This window comes from Mesorhizobium sp. M1A.F.Ca.IN.020.03.2.1 (genome assembly GCF_004023205.1).
Classification (GTDB): Bacteria; Pseudomonadota; Alphaproteobacteria; order Rhizobiales; family Rhizobiaceae; genus Mesorhizobium.
On record NZ_RZSV01000135.1, the window covers coordinates 1 to 15,683 of the forward strand.

Annotated in this window: 13 protein-coding genes and 1 pseudogene; 12 read left to right on the top strand and 2 right to left on the bottom strand. The window is 63.5% G+C overall.

Annotation, left to right across the window (positions count from 1 at the left end; all coding sequences use genetic code 11):
- Positions 1-149 precede the first annotated feature (149 nt).
- The gene (locus EOA79_RS20340; protein ID WP_067328889.1) at positions 150-917 is read left to right on the top strand and encodes a FadR/GntR family transcriptional regulator; all 768 of its coding nucleotides are present in this window, start codon (positions 150-152) and stop codon (positions 915-917) included.
- Positions 918-935: 18 nt separating this feature from the next.
- On the opposite strand, the gene EOA79_RS20345 is transcribed toward EOA79_RS20340, so the two are convergent.
- Positions 936-1,874, bottom strand: a complete 939-nt coding sequence (locus tag EOA79_RS20345) for an NAD(P)-dependent oxidoreductase (RefSeq protein WP_067329143.1) — start codon at positions 1,872-1,874, stop codon at positions 936-938.
- A 156-nt stretch (positions 1,875-2,030) separates the two neighbouring features.
- Here EOA79_RS20345 and EOA79_RS20350 point away from each other — a divergent pair, with 156 nt between their 5' ends.
- Positions 2,031-2,927: an NAD(P)-dependent oxidoreductase gene (locus tag EOA79_RS20350; protein ID WP_095783976.1), complete on the top strand. Its 897-nt coding sequence runs from the start codon at positions 2,031-2,033 to the stop codon at positions 2,925-2,927.
- A 101-nt stretch (positions 2,928-3,028) separates the two neighbouring features.
- Positions 3,029-3,805, top strand: coding sequence for a FadR/GntR family transcriptional regulator (locus tag EOA79_RS20355; protein ID WP_095779401.1), 777 nt, complete (start codon positions 3,029-3,031; stop codon positions 3,803-3,805).
- Positions 3,806-3,851: 46 nt separating this feature from the next.
- On the opposite strand, the gene EOA79_RS20360 is transcribed toward EOA79_RS20355, so the two are convergent.
- Positions 3,852-4,139 carry a DUF3175 domain-containing protein gene (locus EOA79_RS20360; protein ID WP_066992279.1) on the bottom strand — a complete coding sequence of 96 codons (288 nt, stop codon included), beginning with the start codon at positions 4,137-4,139 and terminating at the stop codon, positions 3,852-3,854.
- A gap of 192 nt (positions 4,140-4,331) precedes the next feature.
- On the opposite strand from EOA79_RS20360, the gene EOA79_RS20365 reads away from it, so the two are divergent.
- From EOA79_RS20365 to EOA79_RS20405, 9 genes and pseudogenes are all read left to right on the top strand, one after another.
- Entirely contained in the window at positions 4,332-5,564 is a 1,233-nt protein-coding gene (locus EOA79_RS20365; protein WP_245322398.1) for an MFS transporter, read from the top strand.
- A gap of 236 nt (positions 5,565-5,800) precedes the next feature.
- On the top strand, positions 5,801-6,883 hold the full coding sequence (locus EOA79_RS20370; RefSeq protein WP_095802325.1) for a substrate-binding domain-containing protein: 1,083 nt from the start codon (positions 5,801-5,803) through the stop codon (positions 6,881-6,883).
- Between the two features lie 81 nt (positions 6,884-6,964).
- A complete protein-coding gene (locus tag EOA79_RS20375) occupies positions 6,965-9,214 on the top strand; it encodes an ABC transporter permease (protein WP_095824965.1) in 2,250 nt (749 codons plus the stop codon).
- Entirely contained in the window at positions 9,207-9,989 is a 783-nt protein-coding gene (locus EOA79_RS20380) for an ATP-binding cassette domain-containing protein (RefSeq protein WP_066990523.1), read from the top strand. Before EOA79_RS20375 ends, EOA79_RS20380 begins: the two co-directional genes overlap by 8 nt.
- Before the next feature lie 193 nt (positions 9,990-10,182).
- A complete protein-coding gene (locus EOA79_RS20385) occupies positions 10,183-11,211 on the top strand; it encodes a LacI family DNA-binding transcriptional regulator (protein ID WP_067328901.1) in 1,029 nt (342 codons plus the stop codon).
- Positions 11,212-11,506: 295 nt separating this feature from the next.
- Positions 11,507-12,631 carry a sugar ABC transporter substrate-binding protein gene (locus tag EOA79_RS20390; protein ID WP_066990529.1) on the top strand — a complete coding sequence of 375 codons (1,125 nt, stop codon included), beginning with the start codon at positions 11,507-11,509 and terminating at the stop codon, positions 12,629-12,631.
- Positions 12,632-12,706: 75 nt separating this feature from the next.
- Positions 12,707-14,254: a sugar ABC transporter ATP-binding protein gene (locus tag EOA79_RS20395; RefSeq protein ID WP_095824964.1), complete on the top strand. Its 1,548-nt coding sequence runs from the start codon at positions 12,707-12,709 to the stop codon at positions 14,252-14,254.
- Complete coding sequence (locus EOA79_RS20400; protein ID WP_066990536.1) at positions 14,251-15,231, top strand: ABC transporter permease; 981 nt, start codon at positions 14,251-14,253, stop codon at positions 15,229-15,231. Before EOA79_RS20395 ends, EOA79_RS20400 begins: the two co-directional genes overlap by 4 nt.
- A pseudogene (locus EOA79_RS20405) lies at positions 15,228-15,683 on the top strand (ABC transporter permease); the annotation flags it as partial. The gene EOA79_RS20400 and the pseudogene EOA79_RS20405, both read left to right, overlap by 4 nt.

Consider the following 15,683-nt stretch of genomic DNA (forward strand, 5'->3'; position numbering starts at 1 on the left):
TCGAAGGGCGCCCCTCCACCTTTCGCCAGGACTATGGGCGCGGCCTTGCCGGGGCGGCGGAGCCAAGAGTTTTTGCGCCAGAATTTTCTTATCCCGGCAGAGTTTTTGCGGGCGTCTTGGAGCCCGCGACAGGAGGCACCGGAAGGCGGATGCCACGGGAAAAGTCTGGAAAGCGCTTAGCCGAGCCTGCACAGCCGGCCACGATACGACGACCCGAGGCGACGCGGATCGCCGGCCTCAGCGTGCACGCATCGCTCGCCGGCGAGATCGGCCTCAGGATCGTGCGCGGCGACTATCCGCCCGGAACTGTCCTGCCCAACGAAGCCAAATGGTCGGAAACCTTCAATGTCAGCCGCTCGGCGGTGCGCGAGGCCATCAAGATGCTGATGGCCAAGAGCCTGCTCGCGTCCCGCCCCAAGATCGGCAGTTGGGTCGAGCCGAGGGAGCGCTGGAACCTGCTCGACCGCGACGTGCTCGCCTGGTACGCGACCTCGCCTGACCGCGAGGTGTTTCTCAGAACGGTGCAGGAGTTCCGCCATATCATCGAGCCTGAGGCGGCCGCCTTCGCGGCGCTGCGGCGCTCCGACGAGCAGATGGTCGAAATCAGCCAAGCGTGCCGCGAAATGGGGGAGGCGGCGCATATCCAGGAGCGCACGCGCGCCGATACGCGGTTCCATCTCGCCATCCTGCGCGCCTCGGGCAATGAGCTGCTGGTGCCGCTAGGCGTACTGATCGAATCGGCGCTCGATCATCTCTTCATCTTCGTCACGCGCGAGCACAGCGACCAGCGGCGGGCCCAGTCCCTGCACGAGGCGATCGAGCGAAACATCCGCCTGCAGCGCCCGGCCGCGGCGAGAAGCGCGGTGCACAGGCTTCTCGCCAATACCGACGAGGTGATCGAGCTCTCGAGACGCTGACAGGCTTGGCCGCGGCTTTCAGATCGTCTGCTTTTTGCCGCCCTTCGACGGCATCAGGTCGACGCCGTTGAGCTTGCCGATATGGGTGGCCAGCATCGGCACATACTGCTCGGCCGGCCCCGCCGCGAAGGCGGTCGCGAACGAATTCTTGGTGGCGTTGCCAAGCGGATTGGCGATGCCGGCAGCGCCGGCCATCGATTCCAGATAGGTCAAATCCTTGAAGGCATTGGCGATGGAGAATTTGTGGGCGTCGCGGTCGCCTTCCAGCGTCCAGCGCATGAAGGTCTGGTAGAAGCCGCAATCCATGCGGCCGTTGCGGATCACGCTGTCGAAGCGGGGCGGCGAGATGCCGACCTTCTGCGCCAGCGCCAAGGCTTCCGAATAGATCGCCGCGTAGCCGAGCGAGATGAAGTTGTTGAGCAGCTTCATGCGGTGGCCGTCGCCGGTGTCACCGATATGGACGATGCGGCCGGCCCAGGTTTCGATCACCGGCTTCAACCGTGCGAACACCGCGTCGGGCGCGCCGACCATGGCGTCGAGCGTGCCTTCCCAGGCCTCCTTCGGCGTGCGGCTGAGCGGCGCGTCGACATAGTCGACGCCGAGCGCCCTGAGTTCGGCGGCCAGCGCGACGGTGGAGACGGGGTCGGATGTCGAGCAATCGACGACCACGCAGCCTTGCTTCAGACCTTCCTTCAGCCCGCCGGGGCCGCGGATGATCGCCTCGACCTCACGCGAGCCGGTGACGCAGATGAAGACGATGTCGGAGGCCGCTGCCACTTCTTTGGACGTGGCCACTTCCTTTGCGCCGCGGCCGAGCAGGTCATCCGCCGGCTTGCGGTTCTTGCGGCCGAGGAAGGTGAGCGGATAGCCCTTGTCGACGATGTTCTTGGCGATGCCATGCCCCATCAGGCCGAGGCCGATGAAACCGATGTTTTCGCGGGCAGCGGTGGTGGTCATGTCGTTTCGTCCCTGTCTTTCCTGATGGTCGGCGCCGGCGCGACCGGCCGGCGAGCTTTGCTGGAGAAGGTTTTCGCGGATCGCGGTTGGCAGGCCGTTGCTGGATGCCATATTGTCTGACAATACACACAATCCGCGAGAAATGTGGAGAGCAAAATGACGAAGCGCATCATGTTCACCGGCGGCAGCGGCAAGGCCGGCCGCCATGTCGTGCAGTATCTGGTCGAGCATGGCTGCCAGGTGCTCAACATCGACACCAAGCCGCTCGACAACCCGAAGGTGCGCACGCTGATCACCGACATTACCGACAGCGGCCAGGTGTTCAACGCGCTGTCGAGCTATGCCGGGCTGCATGAATTCGATCCATCGCTGCGCGCACAGCCGGTCGACGCCGTGGTGCATTTTGCCGCCATCCCGCGGATCATGATCACCCCGGACAACGAGGTGTTCCGCATCAACGCGATGGGCACCTACAACGTCATCGAAGCGGCGGTGAAACTCGGCATCCGCAAGGTGATCATCGCCTCCAGCGAGACGACCTATGGCCTGGTCTTCGCCAACGAGCCGCGCAACCCGACGCATTTCCCGCTGGACGAGGACTATGACGTCGATCCGATGGACAGCTACGCCCTGTCCAAGATCGTCAACGAAAAGACAGCGCGCGCCTTCGCGCTGCGCAGCGGTTTCGACATCTATGCGCTGCGCATCGGCAACGTCATCGAGCCGCATGAATATGCGCTGTTCCCGAAATGGTTTGCCGATCCCGGTTTCCGCAAGCGCATTGCCTGGAGCTATATCGACGCCCGCGATCTCGGCCAGATCGCCTTGCGCGCCATCGAGAAGGATGGGCTGGGCTACCAGGTGTTCAACGCTGCCAATGACGAGACCTCGTCCGATCTGCCGACGGCCGAGCTCCTGAAGCGTTTCTATCCAGGCGTGCCGGTGAAAGCCGAGCTCGGTGAATTCGAGACGCTGCTGTCCAACCGCAAGGCGCGGGACGTGCTCGGCTTCCGCCCCGAACACAGCTGGCGCAAATACGTCAAAACAGCGTGAGGGCCGACAAACATAGGTTGAGCTGTGCACAGCGCGGCGTCTGGCGGCAAAGCCGGCCTTGCCGCGCTTGACAGCTTCTGAAAACCGGACTTTCTGGGCATATGCGGGACGCAAAGCCGAACAACGAAAAAAGGCCGACGAAAGCGGCATCCGCCGAGCGTATGGCTGGCGTTCGCCGGCCGGACGCGCCGCGCATCCCTGGCGCCAGCGTGCATACCTCGCTGGCCAGCGAAATCGGCCTTCGGATCGTGCGCGGCGACTACCCGCCGGGCACCATCCTGCCCAACGAGGCCAAATGGTCGGAGACTTTCGACGTCAGCCGCTCGGCGGTGCGCGAGGCGATCAAGATGCTGATGGCCAAGAGCCTTCTGGCATCACGTCCGAAAATCGGCAGCTGGGTTGAGCCGAAGGAGCGCTGGAACCTGCTCGACCGCGACGTGCTCTCCTGGTACGCGACGTCGCCGGACCGTGAAGTCTTCCTGAAGACGGTGCAGGAATTCCGCCACATCATCGAGCCCGAGGCGACGGCTTTTGCCGCAATGCGGCGCACCGATGAGCAGATGGCCGAGATCAGCCAGGCCTGCCGCGAGATGGGCGAGGCGACCAATCTGCAGGAGCGGACGCGCGCCGACACCCGCTTCCACCTGGCCATTCTCAGGGCCTCCGGCAACGATCTCCTGGTGCCCCTGGGCGTCCTGATCGAATCCGCCTTCAATCATCTCTTCGCCTATACGACACGCGAGCTGGACGACCTGCAGCACGCCCAGAAACTGCACGAAGCGATCGAGAGGAACATCCGGCTGCAGCGGCCGGATGCTGCGCGCAACGCCGTGCGCAAGCTGCTCGCGAATACCGACGACGTCATCCGCTCGCGCTAAGGCCTACCGATACCCGGGTGAGGCCCGGTCCGACCTCGACAAGTCCTTAGTCTTCCTTCTCGCGCCCGAAAGCGACGCGCAACTCGTCCTTGGCCTTTTCCAGAACTCGCTTGCGCTTCTCCGGCAGGTTCCTGCCGGCGCGGTTGATGTAGAAATTCAGCATCGACATCGCGGATCGGAACGGCTCAGCCTTGCGGCGATGGCTGTGCTCAGCCGAGCGCTTCAGCGAGGTGGCGATCCTCTTGGCATCGTCGGATTCGAAAATGTGCTCCTCGAGATCCAGCGCATCGCTGTGCGCGGTCACTTCGGCCGACCATTTTTTCCTGGCGGTCATGGCGAACCTCCTTCCTGGGGCACAACTCCCCTTGGGCACAACGCTCTCTTGGGGCAAAAACTCTGGGCGGCATGGCCGGTTCCCGATTTCTGGAGCCACGGATTTGTCCCTTGTGGCGCTGCTCGGCACCGGGAATCGCCGATACTTGGGGTGGAAACCGCCCGATCACCAACAAGCGCGGACAGGAAAGGTGTGACGACAACCGTCTCCAGCCGGGCAGATGGCCCCAGCATCGACAGCGCCTATGCATGGGTACGGCTCGGCGTCTCGATGCTTTTGTCGACGATCGGCGGCGCCGGCATGTGGGCGGTGGTCGTCGTTCTGCCCGCCGTGCAGGCCGAATTCGGCGTCGACAGGGCCGCGGCTTCAATGCCTTATACCGCGACCATGGTCGGCTTCGCCGCCGGCAATATGCTGGTCGGACGCGCCATCGACCGCATGGGTTACTGGATCCCGGCGCTCGTCTCTGCGATTGCGCTCGGCGCGGGCTTCCTGCTCGCCTCGCTGACCAGCTCGATCGTTGCGTTCAGCCTTGTCCAGGGGCTTCTGATCGGACTCGGCACATCGGCGATCTTCGGCCCGTTGATCGCCGACATCTCGCACTGGTTCGACCGGCGCCGCGGGGTCGCGGTGACCGCGGCCGCATCCGGCAGCTATCTTGCCGGAGCAGTCTGGCCGACGGTGATGCCCTATGTCATGCAAGGCGAAGGCTGGCGGTTCACCTATGCCGCGATCGGCATGTTCTGCCTCGCTACCATGGTGCCGCTGGTGCTGATGCTGCGCCGCGGCGCGCCGCGCGAAGCCACCCATGGCTCGCCGGGAAGCCGGCCGACGCAGCCAATCTCGCTGTCGCCGGCGGCGTTGCAGATGCTGCTGGTGATTGCCGGCTTCGGCTGCTGCATGGCGATGTCGATGCCGCAAGTGCATATCGTCGCCTATTGCATGGATCTCGGCTACGGCGTCGCGCGCGGCGCCGACATGTTGTCGATCATGCTGGCGGCGGGCGTTGTCAGCCGCATTGGCTCAGGTTTCCTCGCCGATCGCATCGGCGCGGTGAAAACCTTGATCATCGGTTCGGCGCTGCAATGCTTGTCGCTGCTGTTCTATATTCCCTTCGACGGGCTGGCTTCGCTTTATGTGGTGTCGCTGGTGTTCGGCCTCTCGCAAGGCGGCATCGTTCCCTGCTATGCGATCATCGTGCGCGACTACATGCCGGCCAAAGAAGCCGGCCAGCGCGTCGGCATCGTCCTGATGGCGACGATCTTCGGCATGGCCGTCGGCGGCTGGATGTCGGGCTGGATCTACGATCTAACCGGCTCCTATGCCGCCGCCTTCCTCAACGGCATCGCCTGGAACCTGGTCAATCTCGCGGCGATTTTGCTGCTTATGTGGAAGGCGAGGCGAGGCGCGGAAGCGCCGGCCTGATTTCCGCCGGCAACCCTGGCCATTGCAAGCTTGTCTACCGGCGCAAAGGTAGGGGTCAGGTGATACTCGTCCGTGCTCTTTCGTATGGCGTCGCGCCCGAATACTGGGTGCAGCAGGCTATTTACTTGGAAAGGCTTTGGGCGGAATATTGCGAAAGTGGGAGGAAGCAGTCGGAAAATCTCCTGAATAAATGCGCTCGAACGGCTTCCGCCCGTTGAATGCAAGGGAGGATAATCATGAGACGTACTTTCCCGCTCGCGGCATCCGCCGCGGCGTTGTTGCTCGGCGTGCCCTCCGCCTTCGCGCAGTCCGGCGGCGTCGAGAAAGCAGTCGGCGGCTACAGCTTCGAGGAAGCCGCAAAGGAAGCCCCCACCACCAAGGATTTCCATTCGGCCGATGGCCATCTCACCTTCGCCATCGTCACACATACGGCCGGCAACGGCTTCTTCGATCCAGTCTATGTCGGCGCAACCGCCGCCGGCAATCTGATCGGCGCCAAGATACTGCTGCTCGGCTCGGAATCTCCGACCGACGACCCGGCCCGCGAGATCGAAATCCTGAATCAGATCGTGCAGGATCCGACGATCGACGGGCTGATCATGACAACGCCCCAGGTCGGCGCCTATAACGACATCGTCAAGGCTGCCGCGGCCAAGGGCATACCGGTAGCAACGACCAATTCCTTCGACGGCACGATCCTCGACCGCAGCGGCATCAGCCACACCGGTCAGGACGCCTCCGCCGCGGCGATCGCCGGCGAGGCACTCGTCAAGTGCCTGGCGGACAAGGGTATCGAGAAGGGCTCGATCGTTCTGCCGTCATCGACCGCGATGGGCAACATCGAGGTGAACAATCGCGTCACCGCGGCCTTCAACGCGATCGTCAAAGGCCTGAAGGATGCCGGCAAGCTCGAGGCCTTCAAGGTCGACGCAGGTCCCGAGAACACCGGCATCGACACCAATCCGAACGATCCGGTGAACGGTATCGTGACGCTGTTCGAGTCGCGCGGTGACGTTGTCGGCGCCTTCGCCGGCAACAACGTGTTCACGCCAGCGCTGGCCAAGGCCGTCGCCCAAACCGGAAAGACCGGCAAGATCTGCGCCTATGGGTTCGACCTCGGTCCGGCGCAGCAGGATGCGTTGAAGAGCGGCGACCTGACCGGCGCGCTCGGGCAGCAGCCCTTCCTGCAGGGCTTCTATCCGGTCATGCAACTCTATCTGCAGATCGATCGCGGCATCGCGGCCGCCAATCTCGACACGCGCGCCCAACTCGTGACGCAGGAGACCGTTGGAAAGGTCGGCAAGCGTTTCGAGAACTGAATGTCAAAGCGCCACTGAACCCGGCGCGGGAGGGCTGGTATCCTCCCGCGCGTTTCGACCATCGGAACCCCTTATCAAAGAATGCCCGCTGAAGCTCTCGTTCGTCGCCTTCCATCCCAGCTCGTCGGCGGCTGGGAAATGGGATTGCTCGCCCTGCTGGCGCTGATCTATCTCGCCGGCGCTGCCGTCAATCCGGCGTTCTTCGGCTCGCCGGAGGCGTTCCATGCACTGCTTCGCGATACCTCGCGGGTCGCCATCATCGCCGTCGGAATGACCTTCGTCATCATCAACAAGGACCTCGACCTTTCGGTCGGTTCCATCTACGGCCTGGTGGCCGTCGTTTTTGCGAGGCTGTTCGCGCCAAGCTTCGCCGATCTCGGCATCGTCACGTCGGTGACCGTCTGCGTCCTTCTTGGCATGGTGATCGGCCTCGTCAACGGCGTGCTCGTTACCATCCTAAAAGTGCCGTCGTTCATCGCCACCTTGACCACGCTTCTGATCGGCCGCGGCTTCGTCCTCGCCCTGACGCACGGTCAGGCGATCTACTATCCAGGCAAAGCGAAGGAGGCCCCGCTCTTCTTCCATCTCGGCGAGACGAACGTCTTCGGCTTCAACAACCAGATCGCAATCTTCGCGGTCGTTGCCGTGATCGGCGCCTACGTGCTCGCCAACACTCGCTGGGGCTACGAAACCTTTGCGACGGGCGGCAACGAGCAGGCAGCAGTCTATGCTGGCATACCGACGAACTGGGTGCGGATCCGTGCCTATCTGCTCTCGTCGCTCTGCGCCGCTGTTGCCGGCCTCCTGTCGGCCGCTCAGGACAAGGGCGTGACCCCGCTTTACGGCGTCAGCGGCGAACTGACCGTCATCGCCGCGGTGATCATCGGCGGCGCTTCCATTCTCGGCGGTCGCGGCCGCGTCGCCGGGTCCTGCCTCGGCGCCACGCTGGTCGTTCTGCTCGACAAGGTGCTGCGCGAGGGTTTGCCGATCACGCGCACCATCAAGATCGGCGAGGAGGAGGTGACGGTCAACGCCGTCTACTCCCTGCCAGTGGGCGCGGTTCCGGTCTTCCTCGGACTGCTGCTTGTCATCGCCGTGCTGATCGAACCCTATCTCATCCGCCGCCAGGTCGCGGCGCGCCTCTGGGCATGGCTGCGCGGCAGGCCGCCGCCCCCGGCCTTCGAGATCGGCGGGGTCGCGCTCGAGGGCGTGGTGACCAAGGGCGCGATGGCGACCGACATCGCACTGTCGGCAACGGGGTTCGGCAAGTTCCTCGCCCGGCGCGATGCCCTCGCCGTCATCCTGACAGTGGTGCTGTGGCTCACGGGCCTTTTCCTCAGGCCGGATTACTGGTGGAACCTGTCCAACACTTTCGCGATCCTGCTCAACTATACGGAACTGGCGCTGATCACGGTCGGGCTTACCTACGTCATCGCGGCCGGCGATATCGACCTCTCCGTCGGAGCCGTCCTGGCGCTCGCCGGCAGCGCGGCGGCCTATTTCCTGAAGGTCCTGGGCGCCGACCCCGTCACCGCTGTCGCGATGGGCCTCCTTGCGGGAATGCTTGCCGGCCTCGTCAACGCTGTCGTCGCCGTTGGCTTGAAACTGCCGGCCTTCATCGCAACGCTTGGCATGTTCTACATCGCCCGCGGCCTCGCGGCCTGGTTCGTCGCCGGGCAGCAGCTTACCGGCTGGCCGGAGGGCTACAATTTGCTCGGCCGCAAGGTGAATGACATCCTCCTTTACTTCAGCATCGTGCTTCCGGATGGCATCCTCAGAACACTGGCCGAGGTGGTCAGCGTGCAGACGGTCTGGATGATCTTCGTCGCCGGGATTGCCGGTGTCGTGCTCGCCTACACGCCGTTCGGGCAAAAGGTCTATGCAACCGGCGGCAACATCCGCGCCGCCGCCTATGCCGGCATCAACACCAACCGGGCGCGCTTCATCTCGCTCATGCTGGCGGCGTTCTGCGCGACGATGGCCGGGATCATCAACGTCGCCTATTTCCGAAGCTTCAACCCCGTTGCAGGCCAGTTCCGCGAACTCGACGCCATCGCGTCGGTGATAATCGGCGGCGGGTCGATCTTCGGCGGCTACGGCACCATGCTGGGTTCTCTGGCCGGTGCAGCCGTGATCACACTCGTTAGGGCCCTCCTGCAGCTCAATGTCCAGGGCTTCAGCATGCCGCAGCATTGGATCAATGTCTTCATCGGCGTCATCCTCATTGTCGCGGTGCTGATCGACATCTGGGTGCGCCAGGCCAATATCTTCGGTCGCCTGCGAGCCCGCCTCGCGCGAGGCGCACGAACCCGGGAAACCATTCATGCCTGATGCTGCGTTGCCTCAACCGATCGTGGAAATGCGAAGCATCGAAAAAGCCTTCGGTGCCGTTCAGGCGCTTCGGAAAGTCGATCTAGTGCTCTATCCCGGAGAGATCCTTGGACTGGTCGGCGACAACTCGGCCGGCAAGTCGACGCTCATGAAGATCCTGACCGGCGCCTATCAGCGCGACGCCGGCGAAATCCTCGTCGCCGGTCAACCGGTGCACTTCAAGAGTCCGCATGAGAGCCGCGATGCGGGCATCGAGATGATCTACCAGGATTTCGCTCTTTGCGGAAACATGGATGTCGGCCAGAACATCTTTCTCGGCCGCTGGCCGCGCAAAGGCCCTTTCGTCAATCGCCGCAAGATGTACGCGGAAGCCGATAGCGTGCTGAAGCGGCTCAAGGTGGACGTGAACTCCGTTTTCCAGAAGGTCGAGAGCCTGTCGGGCGGTCGCCAGCAATCCGTGGCGATCGCCCGCGCGATTTCGTTCGAGCCACGCGTCGTGATCCTCGACGAACCGACCGCCAATCTCTCGGTGATGGCGACCGCGCGGCTCCTCGAGACCATGCTGGAACTGAAAAGACAGGGTGTTGCCCAGATCATCATCTCGCATCGGCTGGTCGACATTTTCGCCGTAGGCGACCGTGTCATGGTACTCAAGCGCGGCGAGAATGTCGGCGACCGTCATGTCAGGAACACCGACGAGCACGAGGTCCTTGAGATCATCGTCTCCGGCACGCGGGAGCAGGCGCTTACGGCCGATCAGGCGAGGGCGGTCTGACGACCGAGGCATTGACCTGGGGGGTTTATCGCCTCTGCCGGGGGTCGGCTGAACCAATATTCGTCGGCTTGACAACGGCCATGGCCTGCGCGACCCAACCGGAATGGGACGGGCTGCGAAACATGGTTGCTGTGGCTAAACTGTTGATCGTCAACTCGCCGCTGCGCTCCTTTCGTGCAAAAAGGACAAGGCGGTGACAAGGCCGCGCTCGCGGCGCGGCGGCGGCCGCCCGACCATCGCCGATGTGGCGCGCAAGGCGGGCGTCGGCGCCATCACCGTGTCGCGTGCGCTGCGCGAGCCTGGGCGGGTCTCGGAAGATCTGCGCCGGCAGATACAGGTCGCCGTCGACGAGCTCGGTTACATCCCGGACCCCAATGCGCGCGCATTGGCTTCGGCGCGCGCGGAGGTCTTCGGCGTGCTGGTGCCGTCGCTCACCAATAATGTCTTTGCCGAAGTGGTGCGCGGCATCTATGACAGTCTTTCGGACAGCCCTTTCCGCATCCAGATGGGCAATACCCACTATTCGGGCCTGGAAGAGGAGCGGCTGCTGCAGCTGTTCGCCTCGCAGCGCCCGGCGGCGCTTATCGTCGCCGGCATCGACCAGACGCCGCAGTCGCGAAAGCTGCTGGAGACGGCCGGCTGCCCGGTGGTGCAAGTGATGGAAACCGGACACGATCCGGTCGATATGCTGGTCGGCTTCTCGCATTTCGACGGTGGCCGCGCTGCCACCGAGCACCTGATCGAGGCAGGTTATCGGCGCATCGGTTTCATCGGCGCGCGCATGGACCCGCGCTCGCAGCGGCGCCTTGCCGGCTATCGCGCGGCCATGGAGTCGGCCGGCCTGTTCGATCCCCGCCTGGTCACCACCACGCCGCTACTGTCCAGCGTGACGCTCGGCCGCGAGCTTTTGCGCGATGCTCTGGCCAAGATGCCGTCGCTCGACGGCGTCTTCTGCAACAATGACGATATCGCGCTGGGGGTCTTGTTCGAATGTCGCCGCGCCGCCATCGCGGTACCTAAGGCCATCGGCATCGTCGGCTTCAACGACCTCGACATGATGCAGGCGGCGTTCCCGTCGGTCACCAGCGTTCGCACGCATCGTTATGAAATCGGACGGCAGGCAGTGGCGATGGCGCTGGCGGCGATTGCGGGCCGGAGGCCCCAGCAGAGGGTTGTCGATCTCGGTTTCGAGCTCATTCGCCGCGAGAGCACCGCACGTTGAAACACGCAAAGACGACTGTGCAAATGCCGGTTTACTACCTTGCATGGTAGCGCTACCATCTTCTGCGTCGAGCAATAAGATGGCAGACGCGAGGCGCTGTTTATTATACATAAGCAAACAGTCCGTGCTTGTTTATTATGTATAATATGATAGTTTGCTGAATTGCCCTCAGGCGAGGCAAGAGGAGGCAGCGGGCGGCAAAGGTCGGCCGGCAGGCGATTGGATGCGGCAGGAGGTGCCGGCCAAGACGCCAGGACTTAATCAACAAGCAGAACTGCAACTGGGAGGAATACTGATGATCAAGTCACTTGTTGGCGGTGTGGTTGCCGCCACTGCATTTGTCATGCTGAGCTCGTCGGCGATCGCCGATCCGGAAATCGTCAAAGGGCCCTCGGCCGAGCCCGACTGCTTCGCGCCCTGGGCGGCCGACACACAATTCTTCAAATATCCGAAGAAGGAAGGGCCCTATCGTATCGCGCTCGCGAACGGCTATATCGCCAATACCTGGCGCATCCAGATGATCCAGACGGCCAAAGCCTATGCCGCGCAGCCGGACGTCGCCAAGAAGCTGAAGGAATTCAAGGTGGTATCGACCGGCGAGGATGTGCCGGCGCAGATCTCGGCGATCAATAACTTCATCGACTCCGGCTTCGACGCGATCGTCGTCAACGCCCAGAACCCGACCGCGTTCGGGCCCGTGATCAAGCGCGCCAAGGAAGCCGGTGTCATCCTGGTTGCCTTCGACAACATCCTCGACACCAAGGACGCCATCAACGTCAATGTCGACCAGAAGGGGCTCGGCGAATTGTGGGGCAAATGGCTGGTCTCGCACGTTCCGAACGGCGGCAAAGTGCTTGAGGTGCGCGGTGTCGCGGGTACCTCCGTCGATACCGACCGGCACAATGGCATTCACGAGGTTCTCAACGCGTCGGGCAAGAAATGGGATGTCACCGAAGTCGTCGGCAAGTGGGACGACGGCGTGGCGCAGAAAGCCACGGCCGACGCGATCGCCACCAGCGGACCGTTCGACGGCATCACAGGGCAAGGCGGCGATACCGGCATCGTGCAGGCGATGATCGACGCCAAGCATCCGTTCGTGCCGTTCGGCGGCGAGACGGAAAACGGCTTCCGCAAATTCTGCGCGGCGCATGCGGCGGACGGGCTGAAATGTTCGTCGGCCGGTACCGGCCCGGCGCAGGTTGCCGTTGCCATCAAGACGGCGATTGCCGCGCTCGAAGGCAATGTCGTGCCGCAGTCGGTCAAGCTGCCTTTGGCCATCGTCGAGGATCCGAACTTCAAGGCAGGGCAGGACTACTTCCCCGATCAGTCCGACAATTTCTTCGTCGGCAATTCCTTCCCGACCTGCGGCATCAATTTCACCGCGCAGGAAATCATGGGCCAGACCAAGGAAAACAAATAGTCTGACGGACCGGCGTCGCGGAAGCCGCGGCGCCGGCCGCTTGATGCCAATCACGAACTGGCCTGGGGAGGGCTGATGAACGGCGCGGCTCCGCTCTTCCGCATGGAAGGCATATCCAAGCGCTATGGCGGCGTGCGCGCCCTGGAAAAGGCCGATCTCACCGTCACGGCCGGCAGCATCCACGCCATTCTCGGTGAGAACGGCGCCGGCAAATCGACTTTGATCAAGGTCATGGCCGGTGTCGTCGCGCCGGATGAAGGTACCATGACCCTGGACGGCCGCGAGGTGACATTTGCTTCGCCCGCCGCGGCAAACCAGGCCGGCATCGTCTGCATCTTCCAGGAGCTGTCGCTCATTCCGGAGCTGAGCGTAGCCGACAACATCGTCATATCGGACCCGCCGAAACGCTTCGGCATGATCGACCGCAAGGCGCAACGGCGCCTCGCGGAACAGGCGCTTGCCCGCGCGGGTGCCTCCGATATTCACCCCCTGGCGCTGATCAAGGACCTGCCGCTCTCGCGCCGACAGATGGTCGAGATCGCCAAGGCGTTGGCCAGGAAGCCGCGCATCCTGATCCTCGACGAAGCGACGTCGGCGCTGACCGCCGCCGATGTCGCGAAGGTCTTCGAGGTGCTGAAGCGGTTGCGCCAGGAAGGGCTGGCGCTGCTTTACATCTCCCACCGAATGAACGAGATCTCCGAGCTTGCCGACCAGTGCACGGTGTTTCGCAATGGCCGCAATGTCGCCAGCTATCCGGCCGGGTCGAAGAGCGACAACGAAGTCGTGGAACTGATGATCGGCCGGGAATACAGCCACATCTTTCCGCCGAAGCCGCCCGGGCCCCAGACGGTTGCAGCTTCTGTGCTGGAGGCGCGCAACCTGTCCTGGAGCGATAGGCTGGACAATATCTCGCTCTCGGTTGCGGCCGGCGAGGTCGTAGGATTGGGCGGGCTCGACGGCCAGGGTCAGCGTGAGCTGCTGCTGGCGTTCTTCGGCGTTCTGCGAGGTCTTTCCGGGCAGATCCTGGTCGACGGCAAGAAGGTTTCGATTGCCAGCCCGGCAGCCGCCAGCGATGACCGTATCGGCATGGCGCTGATCCCGGAAGACCGCAAGACGGAAGGGCTGATGCTGCCGATGACGGTGCGCGAGAACCTTTCCTTCGCAGCACTAGACAGGCTGTCCAAGGCCAGCGTCATCGACCGTGCCGCCGAGCAGCGGCTGATCGATGACATGGTTGAATTACTGGCCATCAAGACGGCGGGGCTCGATATCCCTGTCGGGGCGCTGTCCGGCGGCAACCAGCAGAAGGTGGTGATCGCCAAATGGCTGATGCGGCAGCCGCGCATCATTCTGCTCAACGATCCGACGCGCGGCATCGATGTCGGCACCAAGCAGGAGCTCTATCAGCTGATGCGTAAGCTCGCCGACGCCGGCGCCGCGATATTGTTTTATTCGACCGACTATGACGAGCTGATCGGCTGCTGCGACCGCGTGCTCGTGCTTTATGACGGCGCCATCAAGCGCGAGCTGGTTGGCGCCGATATCACCGAGCACGCGCTGATCGCCAGCGCGCTGAATATCCACGGCGGCAGCGAGCGGGCAGAGCAAGGAGAGGGCGCGTGAAGGATTGGCGCTATTGGCTGGCCGAGCAGCGCGGGACGCTGCTGGCGTTCGCCATCTTCATCGTCATGTTCGCGATCTACAGCGGCAATCATCCAGCCGGCTTCACGGCCAATGTCGTGCAGACGGCGGCGAACAAGGGCGTTCTGCTTGCCTTCGTGGCGATGGCGCAAACGCTGGTTGTGATCACCGCCGGCATCGATCTCTCGGTCGGCATGATCTTCACGCTGACCAATTGCATGGCTTCCTGGCTCGTCATCGGCACGGGTCTCGAGACGGCGTTCGGATTGGTGGCTGTGCTTGGCACCGGGCTCGTCTGCGGGGCAATCAACGGCGCCATCGTGATCTACGGGCGCCTGCAGCCGATCGTCGCTACGATAGCCACGGGCGCCGTCTATTTCGGTCTCGCGCTGCTTTTGCGACCGGTTCCCGGCGGATCGGTCAACGAGGACGTCGCCGATTTCCTGACAGGGCGCTTCTTCGGCGTCGTGCCGGCAAGCCTGATGGCGCTGTTCGTCGTCGTGCTTGTCGTGTGGGTGCCGTTCCGCCGCTCCGAGCTCGGCCGCGCCGCTTACGCTGCGGGCTCGTCCGAAACGGCAGCCTATATGTCGGGTGTGCCGATCCGCAGGGGCAAGTTCCTTGCCTATACGCTGGCCGGACTGCTTGCCGCGATTGGCGGCCTGTTCCTCACCTTCTTTACCTATACGGGCGAGGCTGCCTATGCGAGCGGCAATGCCTACACGTTGTTCTCGATCGCGGCAGTTGTGCTCGGCGGCGTCTCGCTGTTCGGGGGCAAAGGCAGCGCTATTGGCGCGATCTTCGGAGCGCTCGCCTTCCGCACCATCGGCGACCTGCTGTTCGTCTTCGATTTCGACCCGCTCTGGCAGCCGCTGTTCCAGGGCATCATCCTGTTGATCGCGGTCAGCCTCGGCGCCTTCGCGCTGTTTCGGGTGCGCAACCGGCTGGAGTGGTTCCTGTGAGCGAAACGACGCTTGGCGGCATCGCCAGCCGCATGCCGAAATTCATCCGCCGCGCCGATCCGGCGGTGGCGACCGCCTTTGCCTGCATCGTTATCCTGCTTCTGCTAGGTAGCCTCTATTCGCGCAGTTTTCTCTCGCCGGAATATCTCCTGCAGCAGCTGAAGGTCGCGTCATTCCTCGGCGTGATCGCCACCGGCATGATGCTGGTAATCCTGCTCGGCCAGATCGACCTTTCCGTGCCGTGGTCGGTGGCGACCGGCGCGATGATGGCCTGTGCCGCTGCAGCCTACGGTCCGGTCGGCGTCGCGCTCGCCATCCCGTTCGGCGTCCTGTGCGGGGTCGCGATCGGCATCGTCAACGGCGTCGGCGTGGCTTATTTGCGCATTCCCTCGATGATCATCACTCTAGCCACCAACGCCGTCCCGCAAGGGCTGCTGGTGGTCTATACGGGC

What these genes read in the sequence shown, in the direction of transcription:
- EOA79_RS20340 (WP_067328889.1), top strand. Translation starts at nt 150, where the DNA reads ATGCCACGGGAAAAGTCTGGAAAGCGCTTAGCCGAGCCTGCACAGCCG.
- EOA79_RS20345 (WP_067329143.1), bottom strand. Translation starts at nt 1,874, where the DNA reads ATGACCACCACCGCTGCCCGCGAAAACATCGGTTTCATCGGCCTCGGC.
- EOA79_RS20350 (WP_095783976.1), top strand. Translation starts at nt 2,031, where the DNA reads ATGACGAAGCGCATCATGTTCACCGGCGGCAGCGGCAAGGCCGGCCGC.
- EOA79_RS20355 (WP_095779401.1), top strand. Translation starts at nt 3,029, where the DNA reads ATGCGGGACGCAAAGCCGAACAACGAAAAAAGGCCGACGAAAGCGGCA.
- EOA79_RS20360 (WP_066992279.1), bottom strand. Translation starts at nt 4,139, where the DNA reads ATGACCGCCAGGAAAAAATGGTCGGCCGAAGTGACCGCGCACAGCGAT.
- EOA79_RS20370 (WP_095802325.1), top strand. Translation starts at nt 5,801, where the DNA reads ATGAGACGTACTTTCCCGCTCGCGGCATCCGCCGCGGCGTTGTTGCTC.
- EOA79_RS20375 (WP_095824965.1), top strand. Translation starts at nt 6,965, where the DNA reads ATGCCCGCTGAAGCTCTCGTTCGTCGCCTTCCATCCCAGCTCGTCGGC.
- EOA79_RS20380 (WP_066990523.1), top strand. Translation starts at nt 9,207, where the DNA reads ATGCCTGATGCTGCGTTGCCTCAACCGATCGTGGAAATGCGAAGCATC.
- EOA79_RS20390 (WP_066990529.1), top strand. Translation starts at nt 11,507, where the DNA reads ATGATCAAGTCACTTGTTGGCGGTGTGGTTGCCGCCACTGCATTTGTC.
- EOA79_RS20395 (WP_095824964.1), top strand. Translation starts at nt 12,707, where the DNA reads ATGAACGGCGCGGCTCCGCTCTTCCGCATGGAAGGCATATCCAAGCGC.